The sequence below is a fragment of the Nocardioides sp. genome, from assembly GCF_025965415.1.
In the GTDB taxonomy this organism is placed as follows: domain Bacteria; phylum Actinomycetota; class Actinomycetes; order Propionibacteriales; family Nocardioidaceae; genus Nocardioides.
Genome location: NZ_JAOPWY010000068.1, coordinates 1 through 25921 on the forward strand (window position 1 = coordinate 1; position 25921 = coordinate 25921).

Here is a 25921-nt window from a genome sequence, read left to right on the forward strand (position 1 = left end):
TGGGCTGCCCCTTCTGCCGCGTCATGCTCTCCGACGGCCTGACCGCCCAGCAGGCCGCGGGCGAGGCCCGCGAGGAGGTCGAGGTCCTCGACGTCGCGCAGATGCTGCTCGCGTCGGTGAAGGGCGAACAAGCGACCAAGGCCGGCTGACCACGCCTGGTTGTGATGACCAGGCACGTTGGTCGAGATCCTGCGGCGACACGGTCTGATCTTCCGATGGGTGAGGGCCTCCCGGTGTGGGGTGGAGCTGTCTGGGGCGCGCAGGATCGTGCACCAGCGCTGGACGCAGCGACTCGGTCCGGTCGAGATCGGCGACCGGCTCAACACGCCGTATCCGACGCTACGAATACGAGCACACTGGCGACCCGATCCACGTCGAGTTGAAGAGGCCTGGTCGCAATCCCGACGGTGAGGGTTGGCGCCACGTCGGTCAGCAGCAGAGTGGAAGAACCGCGCGACGACCACTCACGCGTGGCCTCGGTCGGGGCCAGCGACGATGGAACCGAGGGACAGCCACCGACGTGGTGTGCAATGCGGTCGCCTGGTTCGCAGACCGAGGCGTCATGGTCCACGGCGCGCTCAGCGACAACGGCTCCTGCTCCAAGTCGAACATGTGGCGCACCACCTGCGCCGAGCCGGGCCATCACGCCGAAGAGGACTCGGGCCGACCGACCCGAGACCAACGCGAAGATCGAGCGTCTACCGCACCTTGGGGCCGAGGACTCGGCCTTCAAGAAGCTCGACAACTCCGAATCAGCCCGAATCACCGCTCTGCGCGCATGAGCCCCTCAGTACAACCACCACCGGCGCCACTAGCAATCGGGACGCCCGCACCCATGGCCAGGCTGAGCAACCTGGCGGGGCATCACAGCCAGTGCGACCGCGCGTTGGGCGATGCGCCCGACGGCGGATCCGTGCGCTGGCGTTGCAGCGCGAACCCTCCCCGTCGTGAGACGTGGACCGCGACCGCCGCCGGGCGCGGTGCCCGGCGACGGTGAGTTTCGTCAGCGTCCGCCTCGTTCGCCGTCGCGTTCGGCACCGCATGTCGAGGCCGACCCTCGCGACCCCGTCCCCCGACGCAGGCATGAACGCGGACGGGCTCACCACCCAGCGCGGAGCCGATCGGGGCGTCGACGATGTCCCGGCACCCGACCGGCACCCGTCGACCGGCACCCGACCGGCACCCGACCGGCACCCGACCGGCAGAGCGTCAGACCTTGAAGGTCCCCAGCCGTTCCCAGTCCAGGTCGATGCCGTGACCGGGACGCTCGGGAGCAGTGGTGTAGCCCTCGTCGATGACCATCGGGTTCGCCACGTAGTGATCCAGGGAGAATCCGTGGACCTCCATGATGCTGCAGTTGGGTGCGGCGGCCAGGACCTGGACGGTGACGTCGTGCGCGCCGTGGGATGTCAGCGGCAGGTTGTGAGCCTCGGCGACGTTGCCGATCTTGCGGAAGATGGTCACGCCTCCGCAGTTGGTGATGTCGGGCTCGGGATAGGTGACTCCGCCGGCGCTGATCATCGTCTGGAACTCGTAGAGCGTGTGCATGTTCTCGCCGGTCGCGACCGGTGTGCGACCTTCGCGCACCACGCGAACGTGGCCAGCGATGTCGTCAGGGATCGTAGGCTCCTCGAGCCACAGCAGGTTGAACTCCTCCAGGTGGCGCGCGGCCCGGATGGCCTCGTCAACGCTCCACCGCATGTTGGCGTCCACCATCAGCGGGAAGTCGTCTCCGAGGTGTTCGCGCATGGCGCGGACACGCTCGATGTCTTCGCGCAGGTGGGGGCGCCCAGCCTTCATCTTGATGGCTCGGTGACCCGCAGCGACGAAGGCGTCGGCCTGGTCCAGGAGTTGGGGGAGTGAGAAGTCGAGGTCGATGCCGCCCGCATACACCTTCACGCGAGGGTCGAAGCCTCCGAGCATCCGCCACAGCGGCATGTTGGCGCGGCGGGCACGGAGGTCCCACAAGGCGATGTCGACCGCGGAGATGGCGGAGGTCGCGTGACCACCACGGCCGGAGTAGTGGACCTTCCACCACATGTCCTGCCAGAGCTTCTCGACGCAGTCAGGATCCTGCCCCACCAGCACCTCTTCGAGATATCCGGTGATGAGCGCGTCGAAGGCAGCAGCGCCCGAGTTCACCGCATAGGTGTAGCCCATGCCTTCCGCGCCGTCGGTGTCACGCACCCGGACCGTGACGAACTCGAAGTGCGGGATGCTCCCGTGAGTACTGTCGCTGAATGTCGTGTCGAGGGGGACGGTGAAGCGCTCCGTCTGGACTGACTCGATGCTGGTCATGCTGATGCCTCTCGTGAGTATGGGCTGAACGAGCGGACTGCACCCTCCGGGCACGTCCGCTGCGCGGTGGGTGCGTCAGAACCTGGGTGGTTGGACGCCGGGGCCGGCGTGGGCGGGCAACGGGACGTGCCAGGCCGACGCGAGGCTCTCCATCGCCTGCAGGGCCGGCCCTGAGATCGCAAGGACGCCGTTCATGGCGCGCTCGCGTTGCAGTTCGGGCTCACCGGGCACGAGAGGGCGCACCGTTGCACCGGGCGTACCGCTGCTGTGGATGTCCTGGACCAGGCCCATGATGCGTCGGCGGTAGTCGTCCAGGGTCCCGTCGGCGTCCGGGCGGATCGCGAGGAAGAAGTGACCCAGACGCTGGGGTGTGCCGGGGTCGCCGTTGAGCGGCGCAACATCGGTGCTGACGTTGGCGCCACCGAGAGCGAGGATGGCGTCGACTGCGAAGGCCAGGCCGAAGCCCTTGGGTCCGCCACTGGGGAGCAGCGCACCTGCCAGCCCTGCCGAGGCAGAGGTGGTCTCCCGCCCGGCGGGGTCAACGGCCCAACCCAGCGGGATCGCCTCGTCGGCCTGCTGGGCCACCAGCAGCTTTCCCTGGCTGACCGTGGTCGTGGCCATGTCGAGCTGGGGTCGCTCGCCGCGGTCGATGGGCAGCGCAACGGCGATCGGGTTGGTCCCGAGGACCGGCGACCCACCTGAGGGCGCGCACATGACCGGTTCAGTGTTGCACAACGCAAGTCCGAGCAGACCGGCGTCGGCGATCTGGTTGGTGAAGTATCCCGATGCCCCGAAGTGGTTCGCGTTGCGAGCCACCGCGCAGGCCACCCCGAACTCGCGGGCCCGCTCGATCACCAGGGCGACGGCAACCATACCTGAGCTCGCCCCCGGAGCGTGATCCGCATCCAGGACGGTCAGTGCCTTGAGGTCCGCCGCGATGGAGACGGTGGCCGCGCTGTTGATGCCACCTGCAGTGATGCGCTCGACGTAGGTCGAGAGTCGGATGAGCCCATGGGTTCCGATGCCGCGCGACTCCGCAAACATCAAGCTGGCCGCCACGGTGGCGGCATCGTGGTCCCGGAGGCCGGACCTCGTGAGCACGGTCGCAGCCCAGCTCTCCAGGTCGCTCCAGGTCATGACGGTCGCGGCGCTCACGCAGCAGCCCTGTCAGTTGTGCCGAGGTCAACCATGAACCTCTCCCATCTGTGCAATATATGCAGTGCCTGCGCACATAATGCAACGACCATAGAGGCCGTGGATGAGGTTGGTCAATGCGAGATGTTGATTGACACCGCCTTCATAGTATGCAACATTCACGCTGCTGATGCATATGTTGCACCAGCATCATTCGTACATGTCGGTTCTGCCAGGACGGTTCACTTGAGAATCATGGTGTGTGTCAAACAAGCCGGTGAGGTTCCGAGCTTCGTGGAGTTCCTCGCCTCCGGTCAGGGTGTCGATCCAGCCTTCTTGACCCACGAGGTCAACGAAGCTGACAACTACGCGGTGGAGGAAGCGCTCCGCCTGCGTGATGAGAGCGGTGAGGGCGAGGTCGTCGTCGTCACCGCCGGCGAGGACGGGTCCGAGGAAGCGCTGCGGCGCTGCATTGCGATGGGTGCGGATCGCGCGGTGCGGGTGCCTCTCGCGGCCGACGAAGCCGCCGATCCGATCCACGTCGCGCGCCGGCTCGCGGTGGCCGCCAGGCAGGTGCAGCCCGACCTGATCCTGTGTGGTGTCCAGTCCAGCGACGCGGCTCAGCAGTCGACGGGACCGGCGCTGGCCTCGGCGTTGCGGATGCCGAGTGTCTGCGTGGTCACCCAGGTGGAGCTGGCCGGAGACGGCCTCGTGGCGCACCGCGAGTTCGAGGGTGGCCTCGCCGAGATCGTCGAGGTCGAGCGGCCCGCCGTCCTTACCGTGCAGACCGGCCTGAACGAGCCGCGATACGGAACCTTCAAGGGAATGATGCGGGCCAAGAAGGCCCAGGTGGAGGTCGTCGAGGATGCCGCGACGGCGCCTCGGGTCATGGTCCGCAGGATGTACCAGCCGACGCTCGACCAGGGCCGCGTCACCCATGTCGAGCAGAGCAGCCCGAGCGAGGTTGCGGCCCGCATCATCGAGATCGTGCAGGAGGCAAGGCGATGAACGCAATTCTGGTAGTGGCAGAGCAGCTCGACGGCGAGCTGACCGAGGCGACCAAGGAGCTCGTGACTGCGGCACGCACGATCGGTGGTCGGGTCGTGGTCGGGATCATCGAACCGGGCCTCGAGGAGGCGGCGGCGCTCATGGACGGGGTGGACCTGGTCGTGCGTGTCGATGGTGGCTCAGGAACCGGCGACTTCGACCACGAGCAGCGCGCCCACTCGGTCCGAGTGCTCATCGACCACGTCTCGCCCGACACCGTCCTGCTCGCCTGGTCCATCCGCTCCGCGTCCTATGCCCCCGCGGTCGCCGAGGAGCTCGACGCGGCGTACGTCGCCGATGCGATCTCGCTCGCGCGCGGGGACGACGGCACACTGGTGGCGGTTCGATCGATGTACGCAGGCAAGGTCCACGCCGAGCTCGAGCTCGCGTCCGGCGTTCCGGCGATCGTGCTGGTGCGGCCAGGCGTGTGGGCGGGGGCCGGAGACGCGGGCAGTGCTGCTGCGGTCGAGACCCTAGAGGTGCCGCGAGTCGGCGAGAGCCGCGTCCGGCATCGGGAATACGTGCTTCCCGCCCCGGGCGTCGATCTCACGCAGGCGGACGTCATCTTCGCGATCGGTCGTGGCGTCGGCGCTGAGGAGAACATCGCGCTGTTCTCGGAGCTGGCCCAGTCCATGGGCGTGCTGCTCGGCTCGTCGCGCCCCCTGGTCGACGTGGGGTGGCTGCCCTCCGCTCATCAGGTCGGTCAGACCGGCGTGACAGTCAAGCCGAAGGTCTACGTGGCCTTCGGCATCTCGGGTGCGCTCCAGCACGTGGCCGGCATGAAGGACAGCAAGATGGTCGTCGCGGTCAACACCGACCCGACGGCCCCGATCTTCGGCATCGCCGATGTCGGATACAACGCTGACATCCTCGAAGTCGCCGCCTGCATGCGCGAACTCGTCTGACCTCACGGGGCGCGGCGCGGAGGAGACCGGTCGCCAGGTCGCCGGGTGGGCCTCCGCGCCGCCGTCGCCCCTGCGGCGTGGCCCCCGGGCCGCGGCCGCACCTCCCCAGACTCCCGGCGTGCGGGTGTCGCGACTCAGGAAGCCACCGCCATGACCTTCGGGACCGACGTGATCCTCCCGCCGCCGTTCGTCGGATCGATGCTGCTGCTCGGCTCGATCGGTGCTCTCTCCGCCATCTTGGCGCACCGGAGCGTCAGTGTCTTCCACGACGGGCTGCGGCCCGTCATGCGCGACTATCGCCTCGGCAACCTCGAGCACCGCGACGTCGGACGCACGTCGTTCCGGCTGGGCTGGGGCTTCTTCTGGGCCTTCGGCATCCCGTTCTCGCTGGGTGCGGTCATTCCGTTGGTCTACATGATCTTCATGGCGACCGACTGGATCGGAGTCTCGACCCGCGGCCGCCTGGACGTGAGGTGGTACCGATCCGGCCGGGCCCTCGGTGGTGTCCTCGTCGCCGGCTCCTTCGGAGCCCTGTGGGGCGTCGCGGTGGCCGTAGTGCTTCGTGGGCTCGCCGAGCTGATGCAGCGTCTGCCGATCGACATGTTCGATGTCACCGCGCTCTTCGCCGTACCCGCCGCGGACGCTTACTTCCTGCTCGTGCTGTTGCCGATCGCCTATCACTTCGGCTACCGCAAGGCGGCCATCGTGCTGGTGCTGGCCTCGGTCGTGTGGGCCGTGGCGGGCGAGCTGGCGTGGCCCGTGCCGTCGGCGTTCGGCTTCGCCGTCATCGCGCTGGCCATGGTGGTCTTCCTGGTCATGGAGGTCAGGGCGGCCACGTCAGTGACCGTGAGCCGGGGCGATGAGCCGGACTGGGCGGTGCTCGACGACGACGAGGAGGAGGACGACGACGAGTTCGCGGCCAACGTCAAGCGCATCCGTTCCGCCGCGGTTCCGCTGATCGCGTTGTCGATGCTCATGGGCGCCGCATACAACGGGGGTGTCATGGCCAAGGACCCGGTCTCCGGCGTCCTGTACTCCCAGGGACTCGCTGTCCCGGCGGCGCTCGTCATGGCGGTCTGGGCGTTCTCCTACATCCCGATGAAGTTCACGACGGCGACGATGACCGGCTGTATGGCGACAGGCACGTTCCTCGAGGTCGTCGTCGCCCTCCTCATGCCGAACCCATGGGCAGCGGCCATCGCGTGTGGCGTGCTGCGGCTGGTCGAGCTCCTGGCCCTCCGCTCGGTCGTCACACTGGTGGAGCGCGTGCCTCAGATCCGTACCTTGGCAGATGTGGTCCGTACCGCGATCTTCCAAGTCATGGAGATCGGATGCCTGATCGGTGGTGCGCTCGCGGCCTCCCACCTCGCGGGTGGGTGGGGCGTGGGAGTCGTCATCGGCGCGTGGTTCCTCAATGCGCGCAAGAGCAACCCGGTCATGCCCATGTCTGTGGGCGTCGTCGCCGCGCTGGGCGTGGGGCTCTTCGTCAACGCTCTCGCTCTGGTCGGGTTGGCGCTGCCATAGCCGCCCTACCAGGTGAGCAGACGTCGCGGGTTGCCCACCATGATCTGGTGGACGTCCTCCTCGGTGGCGCCCTCGCGCCGCAGCCAGGGCAGGACGCGCCACGGCACGAAGGTGTAGCCGGGACCTCCACCCCACGACACGCGCTGGCTGCGGCGAGCCAGGTCCCCCGATAGGCACAGTTGACCCCCGAATCCGCTGCGGACCAAGCGCATGATGCTGTCGACGCGGGCCGAGTCGGGCTCGTACCAGTCCTTGGAGAAGCAGTCGTAGCCGAGAAAGAAGCCGTCGGCTGCCAGCGCACGATGCTCCTCGTAGGCCATCCGACGGTCGAGGTGGCCCAGGCAGACCCGTTGTGGGTCGGCACCGGCGTCGAGGAGGATCGATGCCTGTTCGGCGGCCATCGTCCCGGCCGTGGTGTGCGTGGTGATCGGAGCGCCAGTGATCCGCTGTGCCTTGGCCGCGGCTCGAAGGACTCGTCGTTCGGTGGGCGAGACCTCGTCGAGAGAGCTCCCAGCCTTGATGATGCCCGCACGGATGTTGGTGCCGTCGCAGCCGTGGGTCAGATCGCGGACCATCTCCTCGACGATCTGCTCCTCCGACATCGCCGGCACGTCGAGGGCCTCGGCCCAGTAGTCCTCCGAGACGTGACCGGTGGTGGCCACCACATGCACCCCCGACGCCTCGGAGATGCGTCGCAAGGCGGCGACGTCGCGGCCGAACTCCGGCACTGTCAGCTCGATCAGCCCCGAGCCCCCCGCCTGCACGAACAGGGCGAGCTCATCCACGCTGCGCTGCTCGTCGTCGAGAACCATGTCCCCCCCGTCCTGCAGTCGCAGCGAGGGCCGGGTGTACAGGTGCTCGTGGCACAGGGTCATCCCGAGTGCGTCGGGAGCGACATCACCGCGCACGGTTCGAATGAATCGGTCCCGAATCGTCGGGGATGCTTGACCAGCCGAGGGGGTTATCATAATGTCATGATAACCTTAGGAGGCCGACAGGATGAACGATCTCCCCGCGATTGATCGCATCGGTTCGAACGAACGCGACGTGCTGTTCTTCGTGGGCGTCTCCACGGCGTCCTCGAGCATCATGGCGCTGTTCCCGCGGTGGGCCGCCGCGCTCAGCCTCGACGCGGAACTGCGTGGGATCGACGTTCCGCTCGCCGCCACCTCGGAGGAGACGCGTCGAGCCGTCGAGACAGTGGCGTCCACGACCGGGTCGCGCGGCGCCCTCGTCACCACCCACAAGTCGAACGTCTTCGAGCAAGCAGCCGACCTGTTCGGCAGCCTCGACGCGGCGGCTCAGCTGTGTCGGGAGGTGTCGTGCGTGGTGGTGACGGAGGGAGGCATCCGTGGATCTGCCAAGGACGTGCTGACCGGCGGGTTGGCCATCGATCACCTGCTAGGTGTCGCCGCGCATGCCAAGCTGCCCCGCGACGTCGTCATGCTCGGTGCCGGTGGGGCCAGCCTGGCCATCGCGGTGCACCTGGTCTCTCGGCGGGACGCACCACAACGACTGGTGATCACCGACCGCAGACCGGAACGACTTCAACTCATCCGCGAGGTGTGCGCGCAGGTCGGCACCGACACGGTGGTCGAGACACACCAGGTGAGCGAGTCCGACGCCTCCGACCAGCTGGTCGCGACCAGTCGGCCGGGCACCCTCGTCATCAACGCCACGGGCCTGGGGAAGGACCTGCCAGGCTCGCCCCTGGGTGACGCCGTGCGTTTCCCGCCGCAGGCACTCGCCTGGGACCTCAACTATCGAGGTGACCTGACCTTCCTCAAGCAGGCCCGCCGGCAGGTGGTCTCCGACGGCGTCGTCGCGGTCGACGGATGGCGCTACTTCCTCCATGGGTGGACCGAGGTCATCAGTGAGGTCTTCGACGTGCCGATGACCCCGGCCACGTTCGCCATGCTCGGCGACATCGCTGAGAACCTGCGACTCGTAGAGTCGACCCAGCGGTGAGGTGCACTCCGCTAGGCGAGGGTGCTCGTCAGGCCGGACTGATGCCTGACGACGCTGATCTCGAGCCGGCTCCGGTCGGCGCGGTGCCAGGCTTGGAAGTACTCCACGACCTCCCCCTGCTCGTCGCGACCGACGGACTCGATGTAGAGCACGGGGTCACCGGCGCCCACCTCCAGCAGCCGAGCAAGCATCCCCTCGGCCTTGGTCGCCTCCAGCGAACGCTTGCCGGACTCGATGCGCAGCCCCCAGGTGTTCTCCAGGATCCGGTAGAGGGACGCGTGTGCGAGGTCCTCGCTGCGGAGGTGGTCGAGAAGTTCCTCGCTGTCGGAGTTGATGTAGGACTTGACCAGGGCGACGACCATCTCATCGACTCGGCGCAGGCGGACGACCTCGATCACGCGGTGGTCGTCGGGGAGCTCCATGGTGGTCGCGACGTGCGACGCGGGGCGGACGAGACCCACGCTGATGACCTCGCTGAGCACCTCGTGGCCCTGCCCGGTGAGGTCCTCGAAGAAGCCGACGGTGCTCTCCATGAACTGCTCGCGGATCTTGTGCTCGCTGACGAACGTGCCCTTGCCGCGGCGGCGGGACAGGACGCCTGCCGCCGCCAGCTCCCCGATCGCCTGGCGCACGACGGTGCGCGACACGCCATAGCGTTCGCCGACCTCGGCCTCACTGGGCAGGAGGTCGCCCGGTCGCAGGCCGTCGTCCTGGATCTGCTGGAGGATCAGGTGCTTGAGCTGTTCGTAGTAAGGCAAGTTGATGTCTCGCCGGATGGTGCCCCTGCGTGCCGAGGTCATGACCATTTCCTCCGGGTTAGATCACGATGTCCTGCCATGCGGACCACACGATACGTGATCACACCCTCGACCGGCCGCCAGAGCCGGGACTGCCCTGCCCATTTCATGTTTGCAAGCGAGAAGGAACGACACAGGTGACCGACACAAGGAAGATCCGGGTCGTCGCGGCCGGCGTCGACGCCGAGACGATGGCGCAGCTGGCGCGCGAGGCCGGTGACGGGCGGATCGACGCCGTGGCCGTGACCGACATGCAGGGCGCCAGGCTGGTCAAGAAGGGCCAGGCCGACTACTACCTCGGCACGTGCTGGTCCGGGGGTGGAGGGGCTCTCGCCGCTGCTACTGCGCTGCTCGGCGCCAGCCGGGTGGGCATTGCCGGAGCCCCGGGCATCGCAGCGGATCCGGACAAGATCGCTGCGCTCCTGGAGGAGGGGAAAGTCGCCTTCGGCTTCCCTTACGAGCAGTCGCGCAGCGCGATCCCACTGATCATCTCGACGATCCTGACCCGGCCGGCGGACGTGTCGAGTGAGGGGAGCACCCGTGCGTGACTCACTCCCGGCGCCCACGGTCGAGGCCATGTTCCAGGAGCGGCTCGACCTGTTGGAGGAGGCCCACCAGATCACACCGCTCGCGCGGCGGCTCACCGAGTTCATGGTGGCGGAGCTGGCCGTCCAGTTCGAGCTCGAGCTGGACGAGGAATCCGGCGCGCTCATGGTGACCCATCTCGCGATGGCGTTGACGCGCCTCAACCGCGGCGAGGTCGCGGCGCCCGTGTCTGAGTCCCTGGAGAGGGAGCTCGCCGGGCGCGTCGACGAGCGGGACGCCGTCGCGCGGTTGATGCAGGAGGCCTCCGAGGTGCTGGGCCGCGAGGTGCCCGAGACGGAGATCCTGTACATGACGCTGCACCTGACGTCATTGGTGCTGAAGCGGTGAAGAAGGGCTCTGGGCGCCGTGTCGTGATCCTCGTCCTCGACGGCTTCGGCGTCGGCGAGATGCCGGACCGTCCGAACGAGGACGCGGGCGCGAACACGCTGCGCAACATCGACCGCGTCGAGGGTCCGCTCGACCTTCCCAACCTGGCGCAGCTCGGACTGGGCCATCTGAGCGACGTGCGGGGTGTGCCAGCGGTCAAGGCGCCCACTGCCGCGTTCGGCAGGTGCCGCCTTGACTACCCAGGTGCCGACACCTTCATGGGGCACCAGGAGATCATGGGCGGCGGCCTCGAGGCCGTCGAGCTCATGCTGCTCTGCGAGGTGCGGGACACGGTCTGGACGGCTCTGCAGGATGCGGGACTGCGCTGTGAGGACATCGAGGGCGCCGGCTCCCCGATCCTGGTGGAGGGTTGTGTCCTGGTGCATGACAACGTCGAGGCGCGGGCCCGTCTCAACATCAACCTCACTGCCTCGCTCGACGACATCTCCTTCGACCGCTTGACCGAGATCGGCTACGTCGTACGCAACGCCGTGCAGGTCCCGCGTGTCATTGTGGTCGGCGGCCGGGGGTATGGCGTGGAGGAGATGCGACAGCATCTCGTCGAGCGTGATCCCGGGCAGATCGGCGTGGACACGCCCGCGCTCGGCGTCTATGACGAGCACTACGAAGTGCGCCATCTTGGCGTGGCCGTCGACACCTCACGTCAACTGCCCACGCTCGCGCAGGCGGCCGGACTCGACGTGCTGCTGTTGGGCAAGGCGGCCGACGTCGTCCAGTGCGCGGGTGCGCGCAGCGAGAATCTGATCGCCACCGAGGAGGTCCTAGCTCGCACGATCGAGGAGCTCGCTCGGATGGAGCGCGGGTTGATCGTGGCCAACGTGCAGGAGACCGACCTGGCCGGGCACGAGCAGAACACGGCGCGCTTCGCCCGGATGCTTGCCGTGGTCGACCAGCGACTTCCCGAGCTGATCGCGCAGCTGAGCATCGAGGACGTCCTCTTCATCACCGGCGACCACGGCAACGACCCGACGATCGGACACAGCCAGCACACGCGCGAGTTCACCCCGGCGATCGCGTACGGGCCTGCCGTGGAGCCGTGCAGCCTCGGCACCCGTGGATCGCTGGCCGACATCGGCGCGACGGCCGCCCAATGGCTCGACCTCGCCGCGACGAGCTCCGGCACCTCTTTCTTCAAGGAGATCTCATGTTCCTAGACGTGACCCGACGGCGTAACCCTCTTCTGATCGAGGCGGCCGTCGATCTGCACCGCGCGGGCAGAATCCCGTCCAACTGCTACGTGATCGACATCGACACCGTGGCCGCCAACGCACGAACGGTGTCCACCGCAGCGAATGCGCACGGCCTCGTGAGCTACCAGATGACCAAGCAGTTCGGTAGAAACCCCCTGGTGGCGCAGGCCGTTGCCCGCAACGGCATCGAGCGCGTCGTCGCCGTCGAGTTCGAAGAGGCCCGGCTGTTGCACTCCCGTGGCCTGCTCATCGGGCATCTCGGCCATCTCACTCAGGTCCCGGTCGGGGAGATGCGACTGGCCCTGGAGATGCAGCCGCAGTTCATCACCGTGTTCGGCCTCGAACAGGCCGAGCAGCTCTCACGGGCCGCCGTCGAACTCGGCGTTGAGCAGTCCGTGCTGCTGCGGGTCCACCGTGACGGCGACACCTACTACGCCGCCCAGCGCGGCGGCGTTCCGACCGAACGCATCGTCGAGGTTGCCTCGCACGTCCAGGACCTGCCCGGCATCGAGGTGGCCGGCGTGACGTCCTTCCCGTGTGTGTTGTTCAACGAGGGCACGGGGGCGTTCGAACTGACCTCGAATGTCGCCACCATGTCCGATGCTCTCGGGCGGCTGCGTGACGCGGGACTCGATGTCTCGGTCCTCAACGCCCCGAGCGCATCGTCGTCAGCCACCGTGGGGATGTTGGCGGACGCCGGCGCCACGCACGTCGAGCCGGGTAGCTGCCTGACCGGGCAGACACCGCTGCACGCCGTCAGTGACGAACCCGAAGTGCCCGCCATGATCTATGTCTCAGAGGTGACGCACGACCTGGGGGACACCGTGTTCACGCTGGGAGGCGGCTTCTATCCGCGTTCGCGCGCCGCGAAGGCACTGATCTTCGGGCGGGGTTCGCACCACCCGGTCGAGGCGCGCGTCGAGCTCGATCCGCCGGAGGCCATCGACTACTACGGGAACCTGCGGGTGGACGCCTCCGATCGTCGCGCCGTCCACGTCGGTGACACTGTCGTCTACGCCTTCCGGGCCCAGGTGTTCGTCAGTCGGTGCTTCGTCGCGGTCATCGAGGGGGCCGACTCCACGCCCTCCGTGGTCGGCGTCTTCGACCGAGGCGGATTCGAGCTCGGAGGCGACCTCCTCCCCGCAGCGGTCGGAAGCCGCTCATGAGCAGCGCACGGACGACCGGCGACGAGTCCCTTGCCACCATCTTGGCCGAGGACCGCATCGCCGCGGTCCTGCGGGGACGAGAGGTGAGCGACCCCGCGGCGTTGACCCGCGCGCTTGCCACCGCCGGGATCCGCTGCGTCGAGTTCACGTTGACCCTTCCCGACGCGGTCGAGGCCATGGCCGAGGCTCGTGGGGTGGTCGACGCCTTCGTCGGAGCAGGCACGGTCACGACGGCTGCCGAGGCCGAACGGGTCATCAGCGCCGGTGCACAGTTCGTGGTCTCACCGGGGTTGGCCCTGGATGTGGTGGGCCCGTGTCGCGAGGCGGGGATTCCGTTCGTGCTGGGCGCCTACACCCCGTCCGAGGTCATGGCCGCTGTCCGCGCCGGATCCGCAGTGGTGAAGCTGTTCCCCGCCGGTCTGGGGGGCCCTCGCTACCTGCGGGATCTGCGCGGTCCCTTTCCCGAGGTGCCCTTGGTGCCGTCGGGAGGGGTGTCGGTCGACAACGTCGCTGCGTTCCTCGCTGCCGGGGCGGTGGCTGCGTTCGCGGGCTCGGACCTGGTCCCGCGAGAAGCCGTCGAGAACGGTGAACTGGACGGCCTCGTGGCCCGAGCCAAGCGCTACCGCGCCGTCATCGCGGAGCGTTGAGGACTGTGGTCGGCCCACGCAGGGGGAGAAGGTCGCGCACGTGCGCCGTCTCGTTGACGGAGACCACCCGGACCGACTGCGTTCGATCCTCGACCGCGATCCGCGTGATCGAGCAGTACCCGGGTGCGACCGGGAGTGGGAGCCAGAACGGATCGGGTCGCTCCAGCAGGTGGCCGACGTACGCGTTCACGACTCCGGCGTGCGTCACCACCACGAGGCTCTCGTGGCTCGCCGCGTCGGCGTGGGCGGCGAGCAGTTCGTCCACGGCGGCGACCACGACCCGGCGGAACTGCGCGCCGTCGAAGCTCTCGTCGGGGAGTCGTCCGGCCCGGAGGGCACGCCACATCCCGTCGTCGTCGGCCATGCGCTCCTCGATGGGAATGTACGACGTCGCGTCGGCGTCCCACTCCGCGACGCCGGCGCACTCCTCGACGCTCAGGCCGATCGCCTCCGCGATCGTGGTGCCGGTCTCCCAGGCTCGTCGAACCGGGGATGCATGAACCGCGACGACGTGCTCGGACGTCAGGAACTCCCCGGTCGCACGCGCCTGCTTCCGACCCAGGTCCGTGAGACCTGGGTCGGCCGCGACGCCGGCGGGAAGGACCCCGGGATCGATCCGTTGCGGCAGACCGTGCCGGACCAGGCTCAACTGCATCGAGTCCTCATTTCCATCAATCTCAGTGTAAGTTGTCATGACATTACTATGTTACGAGAGGCTACCCGCATGACCTCGCTCCATGAGGCTCCCGCAACGGGGGCCGCCCGCAAGCAAGAACTGGTCGACCTGGCGATCTCCCACGTATGGCGCCACGGGGTGCCCATGGAGGCGACCCGGCGCGATCAGGGCCCGATCGCGGTCCGTGCCCAGGGCATGCAGGTGTGGGACATCGATGAGAACTGCTACCTCGACGCTCTCGCCGGCGGGTCGGCGGCGGCGACTCTCGGCCACGGGCGCGAGGACGTCGCGCAGGCGGTGGCCGATCAGATTCGGAACCTGCAGTGGGTCTCGCTGCGCACCTTCGTCAACGAGCCAGCCGTCACCTTGGCCGCACGGCTGGCCGAGATCACGCCGGGCGACCTGAGGATGTGCTTCTTCGCCTGCGACGGCTCGGAGGCCGTCGAGAGTGCGACCCAGCTGGTCCGTTCCTACCACCGGCAGCGCGGCAACCCCGACAAGGTGAAGTTCCTCTATCGCAAGACCAGCTACCACGGCACCACGTTGGTGGGTGCCAGCGCCAGCAGCAACGCCGAGTTCCGCACGTGGTTCTCTCCCCTCGCTCCTGGCTACGTCGAGCTCGAGGCCTGCTACCCGTACCACCGCCCCGAGGCGATGAGCGAGGAGGAGTACGGCGAGGCATGTGCCCAGGCCATCGAGGACGAGGTGGTGCGTCAGGGTCCTGACACCGTTGCCGGCGTGCTCGCAGAGGCGATCCCGGCCGCGTTTGTGCTCACGCCCCCCGCGAACTACCTGCGTCGGCTCCGCGAGATCTGCGACAAGTACGACCTGCTCTGGATCGACGACGAGGTGTTCACCGGCATCGGCAGGACCGGTGCCTACTTCGCCAGCGAGCACTACGACGTGGTCCCCGACGTGATCACGGTCTCCAAGGGCATCACCGGCGGCTACGTCCCGCTCGGTGCCGCGATCGCCTCCGCACGGGTCGCCGACGTCCTGGTCGGGGACGGCGGCGCAGGCCAGGCCAAGGTCTCCGGTCACACCTACTCCGCCCACCCCGTCAGCTGCGCGGCCGGACTGGCCGTCCTGGACGCGATCGAGAACGAGGGGCTGATCGAGAACGTGCGCCGAGAGGGCGAGTGGCTGATCGAGGAACTGCGAGCATGGGGGGAGAGCCATCCGCACGTCGGCGACGTGCGGGGCAAGGGCTTCCTGATCGGCATCGAGCTCGTCCAGGACAAGTCCAGCCGGCAGCCGTTCGATCCCGCGTTGAAGATCGGCTCACGGGTGACGGCGGCGGGCATGCGCAACAAGTTCATGTGCCGGGCAACTGGCGACGTCGTGACCCTGTTCCCAGCGCTGATCGCCGACCGCAGCGAGGTCTCGGCTATCAGGGACGCCGTCATCACCGCTGTCGAGGAGGTGCTGCGCGATGTCGTCTGATCTTGCCGCCCTCGCACTCGAGCGGTTGACCGACACCGTCGTCCGAGAGCACATGACCCTCGAGGAGGCGACCCGGACGCAGTTTCGTCTCGTCGACTCGATCCAGCAGGTCCTGGGCTCGGACGACATCTTCACCGAGGACTACGGACAGGTGCGGGCGCTCGCGACCGTCGGCTTCGGCGGCGGCGGACGGCCGCGCTCGACAGCGGCCGTGGAGCAGGTCCTGGAGCACTTCTTCGGAGCCGGCGAGGCAGTGCTCGTCCAGGGAGCGGGCACTGGCTCGATCCGGGCGATGCTGAACGCCGGTTTGGAGCCCGGGCAGTCGGTGGTGCTTCACAGCGAGCACACCTACAAGACCACCCGTCCGGCCATGAGCCACATGGGGCTCGACCTGCACCAGGTGAGCTTCAACGATCGCGACGAGCTGGAGCGGACGCTCGCCGCGGTGACCCCGGCGGGCCTGTATGTCCAGCACGTCCCGCAAGGGCTCGGCGACGCTCACGAGATCACCGACGTGATCGAGTCCGGTCGACGGATCGGTGGCGACGACCTGGCGATCCTGGTCGACGACAACTACGCCGTCATGCGATCGCGCAGGATCGGTGTGCAGATGGGGGCGACAGCGTCGGCCTTCTCGCTGTACAAGCTGCTCTCGCCCACCCAGATCGGCTGCGTCGTCGGCCCTCACGATCTGGTCTCCTCCATCCGCCGGGATCTGTCCTCGGCCGGCTGTCAGGTGCAGGGCCCGGCGGCGATGGCAGCACTGCGGATGCTGGTCTACGCACCCGTGGCATTGGCCATCCAGAACGACACCGTCAACGAGTCGGCACGCCGGATCAACGAGCTGGCCCACGAGGGGAGGCTGCCGTTCGTCCGCGGGGCGGTGGCCGCCCAGCCCGGGATCCGCTGCGTCGTCGTGGTCTTCGACGAACCCGTCGCCGAGGCCTTCGTCCGTTCGGCCTGGCGCAACGGCTCGCCCAGCCAGTCGGTGGGGGAGGAGGCGCAGCCCGAGGTGCTGCCTCTCTTCACCTACCTGACGAGCACGTTCCTCAAGGGGATGCCGGGTCTGGAGCGGCACGCCGTGCGCATCAACCCGATGCGCGGCGGGCCGGACACGATCCTGCGGGTGCTGACGGCCGCGATGGCGGACCCGGAGTTCCTGCGCGAGGCCGCGAGTCTCTCGGCTAGCTGAGCACACACCCCACTGACAAGCGCGGCGCTGACAGGCGCGCCGCATCACCACTGCACAGGAGTATGGATGCCTACACCCTTCGCCGCCCAAATCGATCTGCTCACCGGGGCGATCGACTCTGCTGAGCAGCGGGTCGTCTCGCGCACGCTCGACGACGTCAACGGCATCTTCGCCCGCGAGTGTCACGGGTCAGAGCTGGTCTACGAGGTGTTCAACCTCGACGTACCCGAGCTCAACTCGGAGCTGCAGACCTGCACCACACGGCTCCACCCCGGTCGGGTGGGCGATGAGTACTACATGACCAAGGGCCATTTCCACGAGGTTCGCGACCGGTCGGAGATCTATCTCACGACGTCGGGTGTCGGTCGACTTCTCATGGCGACGGCCAGCGGAGAGACAGTCGTCCAGGAGATGGCGCCGGGCACGATGAACTACATACCGGGCGGCTGGGCGCATCGCAGCGTCAATGTCGGTGACGAGCCGCTGGTCTTCTTCGCCTCCTACATCGGCGACGCGGGCCATGACTACGCCACGATCGAGAAGCGCGGCTTCCCGGTGCGGGTGGTGGAGGGCACCGACGGCCCCACCGTCGTGGCCAACCCACGGTACGTCGCCGATGCCTGACGTTGCGATCACGCCGCGAGGATTCCGCCACACCGAGGGCGCACATCGCGAGCTGATGACCGAGCACGGCCTCGTGCCGCGCTACCCCTCACTCAACCGTCCGCTCGAGGCTGCCGAGCTTCGGGGGCTGCTCGAGGGATGCCGGACCGCGATCCTCGGCCTCGACCAGGTCGACGAGAGCGTGCTGTCGCTTCCCGAACTCGAGTTGGTCGTGCGGTTCGGGAGTGGGGTCGACAACGTGGACCTGCGTGCCGCTGCCGAGCACGGGGTGCGGGTCGCCAACACGCCAGGCGCGAACGCGCCGTCGGTGGCGGAGCTGGCCCTGGGGCTGATGTTCGTGCTCGGCCGTGGGCTGACTCGGATGGATCGGGCCTCGCGACAGGGTCCGTGGTTGCGACCGACGGGCTTCGAGCTCGGTGGGCGCAGACTCGGACTGGTCGGCCTCGGCGCCGTCGGTGCTCTCGTCGCCGCCAAGGCCGAGGCGCTCGGGATGGAGGTCGTGGCCTATGACCCCGTGGCGCCTCCGGGGCGCGTCCGGCGCGTCGGCCTGGCCGAGTTGCTCGAGACCTCCCAGGTGGTCTCGATCCACTGCCCGCTGACGGCGCAGACCGACGGCCTCATCGGTCACGACGAACTGCGCTCCATGCCCGCGGGTGCCGTGCTGGTCAACACCGCTCGTGAACGCATCGTCGACGAGGCCGCCTTGGTGCGCGTGCTTCAGGACGGTCACCTCGCCGGGGCCGCGCTCGACTGCCTCGACCAAGGCTCTCCGGAGGCTGAGAGCCTGGCGCAGCTGGAGCAGGTCGTGCTGACGCCCCACGCGGGGGCCTCCACCACGGACGCCATCGTGCGAACCGGCGTGGCCGCGGTCGAAGAGGTGCTGCGCTACTACGACAACCAGCCACTACTGAACCCGGTGACCTACCGGCCGAACGACGCGGGAGAGATGACGGCATGAGTGGTCAGCAGATGCGGGCCGAGATGGCCGAACAGGCCGATCGCGTCCACCGCGTCGTCCAGGCTGCGGCGAACCAGTCCGCCGAGTTGACCGAGGTCCTCGCAACCAGTCGCTCGGTCGCGGTGATCGGCCGTGGTTCATCCAGGTCCGCCGGCACCTACGGCGTGCACCTGCTGCGGCAGGCCACGGGAAGGCCGGCCTATCTGCTGTCGCCCGCCGAGCTGGCCTGGGGAAGGCTGACCGGGTCGATGAGCGGTACGACGGTGGTGGCGATCTCGCAGTCCGGCGAGAGCGTCGAGGTCCTGCATGCGGCGCAGCGCGCCCGTGAGGCGGGCGCCAAGCTGGTCGTGGTCACCAACTCCGTCACCTCTCCGTTGGCCGCGCTGGTGGAGCGACCCGAACACGTCCTCGACTGCCAGGCGGGGGTTGAGATCGCGGTTCCGGCCACGAAGAGCTACACCACCACCTTGGCCTGTCTGCTGGCGATCGCCGCCTCCGCACGCCCCGAGCTCCTCGACGCGGTGGCAGACCGGCTTCCGGCGCTCATGGTCGCTCAGCACGAGGACGTCTCGGCCCGTCTCGACCTGTCGGGGAGCCGGGGCTTCCTGCTGGCGGGGGAGGGGTTCGCGGAGACGACGGCCGAAGAGGGCGCCATCAAGCTGCGCGAGACGCTCTGCACGATGGTCACGGCCCTGGAGACGAGCGAGCTCCTGCACGGCAACGTCAACTCCGTCGGCCGTGACGACGTCGTGATCGCCGTGGGCGCGGACCCGCTGGGCGCCCACCTGGCGGGCCAGGCCCTCGAGCAGGCCTCAGCTCGCGGTGCCGCGACCGTGTACGTCGGGGTGGGGGAGGTCGGCCACGCCGGCACGAGCCTGTGGCTGCCCGACGTACCGGCCCACTGGGTTCCGTTCCTGGCCGTTCAGGCATTGCAGTGGGCCGCGCACGACACCGCCGTGGCTCGACAGCTCGATCCCGATTCGCCCCACGGACTGACGAAGATCACGCGGATCGAAGCGTCGTCCCTCGGCGCTGGAGATGTGCACGGTCGACCGTGACGATCGAGGCCCGGCCCCGCCCACACGCTGTGGTGGTCACGATCGCGGTGAGTGCCGGGTTCATCGCGGTGATGGCGCTGGCTGCGATCCCTGCGCCGTTGTACCCGCTGTACCAACGCCGGTTGGACCTTTCGCTCACCGCGCTCGCGTGTGTCTTCGCGGCTTACATGGTGGGCGTCGCAAGCGCTCTGCCGCTCGGCGGGAGGCTGTCTGACCACTACGGCCGGCGGGTGACGCTCGCGAGTGGAGGCGCGGCAGCTGGAGCTGCGACCGTGCTGTTCCTCGCGACGCCGGCTCTCGCCGGTCTGGTGACGGCGCGGCTGCTGAGCGGGATGGCCGTCGGCCTGGTCTCGTTGGCGGCGACCACCCAGCTGCTCGATCTGTGGCCGTCGCGGATCGGGGCGAGCCGCTCCGTCGGCGAGACGGTCGCCACCTTGGCCAACCTGGGTGGCATCGGAGTCGGTGCGGTGGCCGGTTCACTCGCGCTGGGCCTCTCCTCCTCCCCGCTCTCGGTGCCCTACCGGATCTACGCGATCGTCCTGGCCGGATTCGGGACCGCTGCTGTCCTCGCTACTGACGGGCAGCGACGACGGGTTGGATCGGGGTCGACGCCGCGCGCGTCCGCACGGTCGGTGCGGGCACGGCACGAGCTGCGGGTGGCGTGCTTGGGGGCCTTCACCGTCTTTGCCACCTTGGGCTACTTCTCCTCGCTCGCGCCGGTCTTCCTCGCGGGCCAGCATGCCGAGGTGACCAGCGTGCTCCCAGCCCTGGTGATCGCGGGTCCCTTCGTGGCGTCCGCGGTGGTGCAGACGAGCGTCGTCAACGTGGAGGGGTCGCCCACGGTCCTCGGACTGGTGCTGGTGCCCCTCGGTCTGGTGGTGACCACGGCGTCGTTGGCCGCGTCTCAGACCTGGACGTTCGTGGCCGGTGCCGTCGTCGCGGGGGCGGGCTGCGGCGTGGTCTTTCGACGTTCCTTGCGCCGCGTCTCAGTTCTGAGTGCCGGGGCGGAGCGCGGATCCTTGACGTCGAGGTTCCTCCTCGCCGGCTATCTCGGCCCCATCGTGCCGATCGTGGTCCTGGGTGTCGTCGCCGACCTCGTCACACCGCTGACCGCATCGGGCCTGTTCGCGGCAGGGATCGGGGTGTGCTGCGCACTGCTGCTCGCCGACCTCCGCCGCACACCCCCTCGACGTCGCGATGCCGATCGGCCTCGCGCGAACAACCAGGTCACGACGAGAGGAACCATCCAATGACCAAGCCACTGGTGGCCATCACCGGAGCAAGCAGCGGAATCGGGGCCGGGGTCGCCCGGGTCTTCAGCAAGGCGGGCTATCCACTCCTTCTCACCGCACGTCGCGTCGACCTGCTCCGTGATCTCGACCTGCCCCGCACCATGTGTCGACAGCACGACGTCGCGGACGCCGAGGGATACGCCGCGATCGTGGATGAGGCCGAGGCGGAGTTCGGCCCGGTGGACCTGTTGGTCAACAACGCCGGCTACATGGCACTGAACGAGGTCAGGTTCCAGTCGCCGGAGGACTGGCGGCGTCAGTTCGAGGTCAACTGTGTGGGGCTGCTGAACACGACGCACGCCGTGCTTCCCCGCATGGTCGAGCGGCGCGGCGGGACGATCATCAACCTCGGCTCCACAGCAGGACGCAACGTCTATGAGAACCACACCGTCTACTGCGCCACCAAGCACGCCGTTCATGCCATTACCGAGGGTCTGCGTCGCGAGGTCGCCGCGCTGGGGGTTCGGGTCCTGCTGATCTCCCCCGGCATGGTGGAGAGCGAGCTCCTCTCGAGCACGGAGTCGGAAGAGATCAAGGCGGACTATCGGGCTTATCGAGACCAGATAGGCGGCGCACTCGCGCCCGCGGACATCGGCGAGGCCATGCGGTTCGCCTACGAGCAGCGCCAGCAGCTGGCGATCTGGGAACTGGTCGTGGCGCCCACCGGACAACTGGTGTAAGCCCACGGTTTCGACGATCTCTCGAAGAAATGTCATTACAGGGTGATCAATGTGTTGACCGTCACACCACCGCTGGCTATCATTCATCATGTGCAGCGACAGTGCGCCAACTGCATAATGCGAGATGTCGTTCACGCTCAACTCTCGGCGCCTGGGCACCGGCTCAGGCAGACCCGCTATCCGAAGTTCAAGTGGAGGATCCATGCAGTTGAGGCGAGCGCGTACACAGTTTGCGGCAGTGCTCCTGGGAGGCGCCCTGCTGCTGACCAGCGCCTGCGGCGCAAAGGCCCCGGGCGCATCGGGCACCGGGCCGGGGGCATCCAGCGAGGAGATTGACGCCTATCTGTCGGCGCCCGCTGACGCAGAGGTGATCGAGCCCACCGGCATCCAGCCCGTGACGGACCCGATCACCCAGGAGTCGATCGTCCTTCCCTACGCCGACGCCGTCCCGGTTCCAGAGGGACCGATCGGCGATCCGTCGAAGGACTACAACGTCTGCTTCTCGCAGGCACTCCTGCGGCACCCCTTCTCGGCAGGTCAGCGCAGCTCCGTCATGATCGAGGCCGCGCGCCACCCGAACCTGAAGGTGCAGTACTACAACACCGACAACGACCCCCTGCAGCAGATCCAGCAGCTCGAGACCTGCGCCAACCAGGACCCGGACGCGATCTTGATCTTCCCGCACTCGACCGCTCCGCTGACGCCCGTGGTCAAGCGGCTCCACGAGGACGGCAACATCGTGGTGGGCATGGAACGCACCGTCGCGACCAGCGACTACACCAGCTGGGTCTTCCTCGACGACAAGGCCGAGGCGTACGCGCTGGCTGACAAGGTCGCCGAAGACCTCGGTGGCGAGGGCACCGTCGCCGAGATGTCGGGCGCTGTCGGCTCCTCGCCGCAGATCGTCCGCAACTTCTACTTCGGCGAGCGCATGAAGGAGATCGCACCCGACATCGAGATCATCAAGACCTCGCCCACGGACTACAGCGAGGCGGACGGGTTCAAGGTCGCCTCGCAGTTCCTGGGGTCGCCCAAGTCGGAGGACATCGACGCCTTCTTTGTCCACTCGACCACCATCGCGCTCGGCATCATCGATGCCCTCAAGCAGGCGAACCGCGACATCCCGATCTACTCGATCGACAACAGCAAGCGTGATGTCAAGGCGGTCCTCGACGGTGAGGTCGTGGCGGTCGCCCCGCACACCCCGCTCCACGGTGATGTCGCGTTGCGCCTCGCGATCATGGCCATCGAGGGCAAGGACGTTCCCCGCAACCTGGAGCTTGCTCCGGCCGACCTGATCACCCAGGACAACGCCGCGGCTGCCCTCGAGACCGCTTGGGGCACCCTCGGAGAGCTCCCGGCCGAGTAGGCGACCTGTCATCTCATCGATGGTCCCCGTTGATTCTTGGAAGGACGTGGCTCTAGCGTGGATATCAGCAGCCCCACCCCGGTTGTGTCACTGCGTGGTGTGTCCAAGCGGTACGACCAGGTGCAGGCGCTCAGCGGTGTAGACGTCGATCTGCACGCCGGCCGCTGCCACGCGTTCGTCGGTGAGAACGGCGCCGGCAAGTCAACGCTGATCAAGATTGTCGGGGGCGTGGTCAAGCCCGACAGCGGAACGGTGGCCGTGGACGGCTCCCCCGTGACGTTGTCGGGCCCGGACCAGGCACTTGCGCTCGGCATCGCCGTCGTGCCGCAGGAACTGATCTTCGTGCCGAACCTCTCGGTGGCGGAGAACATCTCCCTGGGTGACTTCCACAGTCGCATGAGGTTCGTCGACGCGCGGCACAGCGAGGCACGAGCGCGAGAGCTCCTGGATCGACTGGGAGTCCACGTCGACGTGCGAGAACCGCTCGGGCGGTTCAGCCCCGCCGTCCAGCAGCTCGCGATGATCGCCCGGGGGCTGAGCCGCGACGCACGGCTGCTCATCTTGGACGAGCCGACGGCGTCGCTGAGCGACCGCGAGGCAGATCACCTCTTCGAGGTCGTCGACGACCTCAAGGCGTCCGGTATCGCTCTGGCCTACGTGAGCCACCGGATGGCCGAGCTGCGTCGGCTGTCCGAAGACGTCACGGTCCTGCGTGACGGCGAGCGCGTCGCCAGCTGGACCGGTGAGATGCCGGACGACGACGTGCTGGTGGAGACGATGGTGGGTCGTTCGATCCAGCGGTTCTTCACCGGTGATCGACACGGGTCGGCCCACCGCGAGGAGCGCCTGCGCGTCGACAATCTGAGCCGTAGCGGTGTCCTGGACGACATCTCCTTCACCGTGAACGCCGGCGAGATCGTGGCGCTGACCGGGTTGATGGGGGCCGGTCGGACCGAGGTGCTCCGTAGCCTGATCGGCCTCGACCGTCCCGACACCATGGACATCCACGTCGACGGCAAACCCGTCAAGATCAGCACCCCGTCCCAGGCCAAGCGCGCCGGCCTGGTGCTGGTCCCGGAGGAGCGCAAGACGCAGGGTCTGGTCGTCGGACTCACGGTCAGCGAGAACATCTCGCTGCCCTACCTCCAGCGTTGGAGCGTCGCCTCCTTCATCCGCGCCGGCCAGCGCCGCAAGGCCGCGGCGAAGGTCGCTCGAGAGGTCGGCCTGCGCGAGCGGACGTTCGACGCGGTCGTCCGGACCCTCAGCGGCGGCAACCAGCAGAAGGTCGTCCTGGCCAAGGCCCTGCTCGGAGATCCCAGCATCATCCTTCTCGACGAGCCGACCCGTGGCATCGACGTGGCGGTGAAGCATGAGATCTACACGATCATCGGCGCCTTGGCCGACGCCGGGTGCGCGGTCGTCATCGTCTCCTCGGACATGCTCGAGGTCCTTGGCCTCGCGGATCGAATCATCGTGCTCGCGGCGGGGAAGATCACCGGCTCCCTGTCGGCGGCTGAGGCGACCGAGAGTGCGATCCTCCGGTTGGCCATGCCGCCTGCCGGGGACGTCCAGGCTCCCGAGAGTGCCGGCGCCGCGTTCACCAGTCCCACACCCAGCACCGTCGGCGACCGCTCGGCTGCCGCCTTCATTCAGACACAGCAAGGAAGCAACTGACATGACGAGTACCGGCACCGGCGCCGCCCCGGCGCTGTCGAACAAGCGCGGCGACGCCGAGCCCGAGGCCACCAGGTCCCGGCTCACCCGCTACATGGCTCTGCTTCGGGTGAGCGGCATGCTGCCGGCGCTCGTCGGCGTCATCGTCATCGGTACCTACGTCTCCCCGGCCTTCCTCACGGCCGGGAACTTCGAGACCGTTCTGAAGCTCACCTCGGTCGTGGGCCTGGTCGCCATCGGTCAGACGCTGGTGATTCTCAGCGGAGCCGGCGGCATCGACCTGTCCGTCGGTGCGGTGATCGCCGTGGCCGGCGTGACCGGCGCGATCTTCTCCGGCTACGGCATGCCGGGCTTCATCCTGGGCTGTTTGGCCGCGGGTGCCTACTTCGGTTTCATCAACGGGCTCGGTGTCACCCGGGGTCTGCTCCAACCCTTCATCGTGACCCTGGCGACGATGACCATCGCCCGTGGTGTCGCCTTCTACCTCTCTCAGGGCTCCCCCCTGATTGTGAACCTTCCGGGTCTCGACGCCCTCGGCAGCGGTTCCGTGTGGTTGCTGCCGACACCTGCCCTGGTCTTCATCGTCGTCGCCGTCGTCACGCACGTGTATCTCCGCTACACGGTGGGCGGGCGCGAGCTCTACGCCATCGGCGGCACCGAGGAGGCGGCCTATCTGTCCGGCGTCCCGGTCGCGCGGCGTCGCATGCTCGTCTACGTCGTCAGCGGGCTGCTGGCCGGTTGTGCTGCGATTCTTCTGACCTCGTTCACCGCGTCGGCGGATGCGAACGCCGCCTCAGGCTACGAGCTGAGCGCGATCGCTGCCGTGGTGGTCGGCGGCACCGCGCTCAGCGGAGGCCAGGGCGGCATCATCGGAACGATGATCGGGGTGCTCATCATCGCGCTCACCGGCAACATCTTGAACCTGGCCAATGTCGACCCGTTCATGCAGCTGATCGTCAATGGCCTCATCGTCTTGGTCGCGGTCTCCCTGGAGGCTCGGGGCAAGAGCGCCGGATCCCGGGAGGGCCGTCGCAGGCTGATGGGTCTGGCAACGATGTATGCAGTCCTCGCCCTCGGCGGGCTGACCGTCGCCCTCTATCTCGCCCCCACCCCGTGACCTATATCGATCGCTGCTAGGGAGCCGGTGCTGATGACAACCCCAGATATCGCAGACGTGTTGATCGTGGGCGGTGGCACCTCGGGCGGGGTGGCGGCCAAGCACCTCGCGATGGCGGGGCTGTCGGTGGTCGTGCTGGAGCAGGGCCACTGGACCAACCCCAGCGACT

At 68.0% G+C, this 25921-nt stretch carries 25 protein-coding genes; 20 read left to right on the top strand and 5 right to left on the bottom strand.

The features are described from left to right. Nucleotides 1–1209: 1209 nt before the first annotated feature. Nucleotides 1210–2298 carry a mandelate racemase/muconate lactonizing enzyme family protein gene (locus JWN97_RS07420; RefSeq protein ID WP_297620751.1) on the bottom strand — a complete coding sequence of 363 codons (1089 nt, stop codon included), beginning with the start codon at nucleotides 2296–2298 and terminating at the stop codon, nucleotides 1210–1212. Nucleotides 2299–2373: 75 nt separating this feature from the next. Continuing rightward, a complete protein-coding gene (locus tag JWN97_RS07425; RefSeq protein WP_297620754.1) occupies nucleotides 2374–3453 on the bottom strand; it encodes an Ldh family oxidoreductase in 1080 nt (359 codons plus the stop codon). A gap of 273 nt (nucleotides 3454–3726) precedes the next feature. On the opposite strand from JWN97_RS07425, the gene JWN97_RS07430 reads away from it, so the two are divergent. The 3 genes from JWN97_RS07430 (at nucleotide 3727) to JWN97_RS07440 (ending at nucleotide 6908) form a co-directional block, all read left to right on the top strand. Then, the gene (locus JWN97_RS07430; RefSeq protein WP_297620757.1) at nucleotides 3727–4440 is read left to right on the top strand and encodes an electron transfer flavoprotein subunit beta/FixA family protein; all 714 of its coding nucleotides are present in this window, start codon (nucleotides 3727–3729) and stop codon (nucleotides 4438–4440) included. Beyond that, nucleotides 4437–5384 carry an electron transfer flavoprotein subunit alpha/FixB family protein gene (locus JWN97_RS07435; RefSeq protein ID WP_297620760.1) on the top strand — a complete coding sequence of 316 codons (948 nt, stop codon included), beginning with the start codon at nucleotides 4437–4439 and terminating at the stop codon, nucleotides 5382–5384. Before JWN97_RS07430 ends, JWN97_RS07435 begins: the two co-directional genes overlap by 4 nt. Nucleotides 5385–5534: 150 nt before the next feature. After that, complete coding sequence (locus JWN97_RS07440; RefSeq protein ID WP_297620763.1) at nucleotides 5535–6908, top strand: YhfT family protein; 1374 nt, start codon at nucleotides 5535–5537, stop codon at nucleotides 6906–6908. A 5-nt stretch (nucleotides 6909–6913) separates the two neighbouring features. Here the strand turns inward: JWN97_RS07440 and JWN97_RS07445 are convergent, their stop codons facing one another. Then, nucleotides 6914–7816 (bottom strand): hypothetical protein, encoded by a 903-nt coding sequence (locus JWN97_RS07445; protein WP_297620766.1) that lies wholly within the window; start codon nucleotides 7814–7816, stop codon nucleotides 6914–6916. A 139-nt stretch (nucleotides 7817–7955) separates the two neighbouring features. Between JWN97_RS07445 and JWN97_RS07450 the strand changes: the two genes are divergently transcribed. Beyond that, a complete protein-coding gene (locus JWN97_RS07450) occupies nucleotides 7956–8876 on the top strand; it encodes a saccharopine dehydrogenase NADP-binding domain-containing protein (RefSeq protein WP_297620769.1) in 921 nt (306 codons plus the stop codon). Nucleotides 8877–8887: 11 nt separating this feature from the next. Here JWN97_RS07450 and JWN97_RS07455 read toward each other — a convergent pair whose 3' ends face one another. Then, complete coding sequence (locus JWN97_RS07455) at nucleotides 8888–9676, bottom strand: GntR family transcriptional regulator (protein WP_297620772.1); 789 nt, start codon at nucleotides 9674–9676, stop codon at nucleotides 8888–8890. Between the two features lie 134 nt (nucleotides 9677–9810). Here JWN97_RS07455 and JWN97_RS07460 point away from each other — a divergent pair, with 134 nt between their 5' ends. The 5 genes from JWN97_RS07460 to eda are packed head-to-tail and all read left to right on the top strand — an operon-like array spanning nucleotide 9811 to nucleotide 13669. Beyond that, nucleotides 9811–10221: a DUF2620 family protein gene (locus JWN97_RS07460; RefSeq protein ID WP_297620775.1), complete on the top strand. Its 411-nt coding sequence runs from the start codon at nucleotides 9811–9813 to the stop codon at nucleotides 10219–10221. After that, entirely contained in the window at nucleotides 10214–10606 is a 393-nt protein-coding gene (locus JWN97_RS07465; RefSeq protein WP_297620777.1) for a PRD domain-containing protein, read from the top strand. The genes JWN97_RS07460 and JWN97_RS07465 overlap by 8 nt, the downstream gene beginning before the upstream one ends. Continuing rightward, entirely contained in the window at nucleotides 10603–11820 is a 1218-nt protein-coding gene (locus JWN97_RS07470) for a phosphopentomutase (protein ID WP_297620780.1), read from the top strand. Before JWN97_RS07465 ends, JWN97_RS07470 begins: the two co-directional genes overlap by 4 nt. Continuing rightward, on the top strand, nucleotides 11811–13022 hold the full coding sequence (locus JWN97_RS07475) for an alanine racemase (protein ID WP_297620783.1): 1212 nt from the start codon (nucleotides 11811–11813) through the stop codon (nucleotides 13020–13022). The genes JWN97_RS07470 and JWN97_RS07475 overlap by 10 nt, the downstream gene beginning before the upstream one ends. Then, entirely contained in the window at nucleotides 13019–13669 is a 651-nt protein-coding gene (gene eda, locus JWN97_RS07480) for a bifunctional 4-hydroxy-2-oxoglutarate aldolase/2-dehydro-3-deoxy-phosphogluconate aldolase (protein WP_297620786.1), read from the top strand. Before JWN97_RS07475 ends, eda begins: the two co-directional genes overlap by 4 nt. Here eda and JWN97_RS07485 read toward each other — a convergent pair. After that, nucleotides 13653–14363, bottom strand: a complete 711-nt coding sequence (locus JWN97_RS07485; RefSeq protein WP_297620789.1) for a histidine phosphatase family protein — start codon at nucleotides 14361–14363, stop codon at nucleotides 13653–13655. The two genes, eda and JWN97_RS07485, sit on opposite strands and share 17 nt — an antisense overlap. 30 nt (nucleotides 14364–14393) lie before the next feature. Between JWN97_RS07485 and JWN97_RS07490 the strand changes: the two genes are divergently transcribed. The 11 genes from JWN97_RS07490 to JWN97_RS07540 form a co-directional block, all read left to right on the top strand. Then, complete coding sequence (locus tag JWN97_RS07490; RefSeq protein ID WP_297620793.1) at nucleotides 14394–15788, top strand: aspartate aminotransferase family protein; 1395 nt, start codon at nucleotides 14394–14396, stop codon at nucleotides 15786–15788. Then, nucleotides 15778–16980: a hypothetical protein gene (locus tag JWN97_RS07495; protein ID WP_297620797.1), complete on the top strand. Its 1203-nt coding sequence runs from the start codon at nucleotides 15778–15780 to the stop codon at nucleotides 16978–16980. The genes JWN97_RS07490 and JWN97_RS07495 overlap by 11 nt, the downstream gene beginning before the upstream one ends. Before the next feature lie 66 nt (nucleotides 16981–17046). Beyond that, nucleotides 17047–17604, top strand: a complete 558-nt coding sequence (locus tag JWN97_RS07500) for a glucose-6-phosphate isomerase family protein (RefSeq protein ID WP_297620799.1) — start codon at nucleotides 17047–17049, stop codon at nucleotides 17602–17604. Nucleotides 17605–17677: 73 nt separating this feature from the next. Next, on the top strand, nucleotides 17678–18562 hold the full coding sequence (locus JWN97_RS07505; RefSeq protein ID WP_297620802.1) for an NAD(P)-dependent oxidoreductase: 885 nt from the start codon (nucleotides 17678–17680) through the stop codon (nucleotides 18560–18562). Continuing rightward, nucleotides 18559–19620 carry an SIS domain-containing protein gene (locus JWN97_RS07510; protein WP_297620804.1) on the top strand — a complete coding sequence of 354 codons (1062 nt, stop codon included), beginning with the start codon at nucleotides 18559–18561 and terminating at the stop codon, nucleotides 19618–19620. Before JWN97_RS07505 ends, JWN97_RS07510 begins: the two co-directional genes overlap by 4 nt. Before the next feature lie 68 nt (nucleotides 19621–19688). Continuing rightward, nucleotides 19689–20873, top strand: a complete 1185-nt coding sequence (locus tag JWN97_RS07515; RefSeq protein WP_297620819.1) for an MFS transporter — start codon at nucleotides 19689–19691, stop codon at nucleotides 20871–20873. Beyond that, nucleotides 20870–21592, top strand: a complete 723-nt coding sequence (locus tag JWN97_RS07520; RefSeq protein ID WP_297620807.1) for an SDR family oxidoreductase — start codon at nucleotides 20870–20872, stop codon at nucleotides 21590–21592. Before JWN97_RS07515 ends, JWN97_RS07520 begins: the two co-directional genes overlap by 4 nt. A 238-nt stretch (nucleotides 21593–21830) precedes the next feature. After that, nucleotides 21831–22961, top strand: coding sequence for a substrate-binding domain-containing protein (locus JWN97_RS07525; protein ID WP_297620810.1), 1131 nt, complete (start codon nucleotides 21831–21833; stop codon nucleotides 22959–22961). 99 nt (nucleotides 22962–23060) lie between these two features. Continuing rightward, nucleotides 23061–24635: a sugar ABC transporter ATP-binding protein gene (locus tag JWN97_RS07530; RefSeq protein WP_297620813.1), complete on the top strand. Its 1575-nt coding sequence runs from the start codon at nucleotides 23061–23063 to the stop codon at nucleotides 24633–24635. Nucleotide 24636: 1 nt separating this feature from the next. Further along, complete coding sequence (locus JWN97_RS07535; RefSeq protein ID WP_297620816.1) at nucleotides 24637–25752, top strand: ABC transporter permease; 1116 nt, start codon at nucleotides 24637–24639, stop codon at nucleotides 25750–25752. Between the two features lie 33 nt (nucleotides 25753–25785). Next, nucleotides 25786–25921 (top strand): FAD-dependent oxidoreductase (locus tag JWN97_RS07540; RefSeq protein WP_297620822.1); only part of this gene is annotated, 136 nt, incomplete at its 3' end.

Excerpts from the sequence above, each read along its gene's own strand:
- JWN97_RS07420 (WP_297620751.1), bottom strand. The coding sequence starts at position 2,298 with ATGACCAGCATCGAGTCAGTCCAGACGGAGCGCTTCACCGTCCCCCTC.
- JWN97_RS07435 (WP_297620760.1), top strand. The coding sequence starts at position 4,437 with ATGAACGCAATTCTGGTAGTGGCAGAGCAGCTCGACGGCGAGCTGACC.
- JWN97_RS07440 (WP_297620763.1), top strand. The coding sequence starts at position 5,535 with ATGACCTTCGGGACCGACGTGATCCTCCCGCCGCCGTTCGTCGGATCG.
- JWN97_RS07455 (WP_297620772.1), bottom strand. The coding sequence starts at position 9,676 with ATGACCTCGGCACGCAGGGGCACCATCCGGCGAGACATCAACTTGCCT.
- JWN97_RS07475 (WP_297620783.1), top strand. The coding sequence starts at position 11,811 with ATGTTCCTAGACGTGACCCGACGGCGTAACCCTCTTCTGATCGAGGCG.
- eda (WP_297620786.1), top strand. The coding sequence starts at position 13,019 with ATGAGCAGCGCACGGACGACCGGCGACGAGTCCCTTGCCACCATCTTG.
- JWN97_RS07485 (WP_297620789.1), bottom strand. The coding sequence starts at position 14,363 with ATGACAACTTACACTGAGATTGATGGAAATGAGGACTCGATGCAGTTG.
- JWN97_RS07490 (WP_297620793.1), top strand. The coding sequence starts at position 14,394 with ATGACCTCGCTCCATGAGGCTCCCGCAACGGGGGCCGCCCGCAAGCAA.
- JWN97_RS07495 (WP_297620797.1), top strand. The coding sequence starts at position 15,778 with ATGTCGTCTGATCTTGCCGCCCTCGCACTCGAGCGGTTGACCGACACC.
- JWN97_RS07500 (WP_297620799.1), top strand. The coding sequence starts at position 17,047 with ATGCCTACACCCTTCGCCGCCCAAATCGATCTGCTCACCGGGGCGATC.
- JWN97_RS07510 (WP_297620804.1), top strand. The coding sequence starts at position 18,559 with ATGAGTGGTCAGCAGATGCGGGCCGAGATGGCCGAACAGGCCGATCGC.
- JWN97_RS07520 (WP_297620807.1), top strand. The coding sequence starts at position 20,870 with ATGACCAAGCCACTGGTGGCCATCACCGGAGCAAGCAGCGGAATCGGG.
- JWN97_RS07535 (WP_297620816.1), top strand. The coding sequence starts at position 24,637 with ATGACGAGTACCGGCACCGGCGCCGCCCCGGCGCTGTCGAACAAGCGC.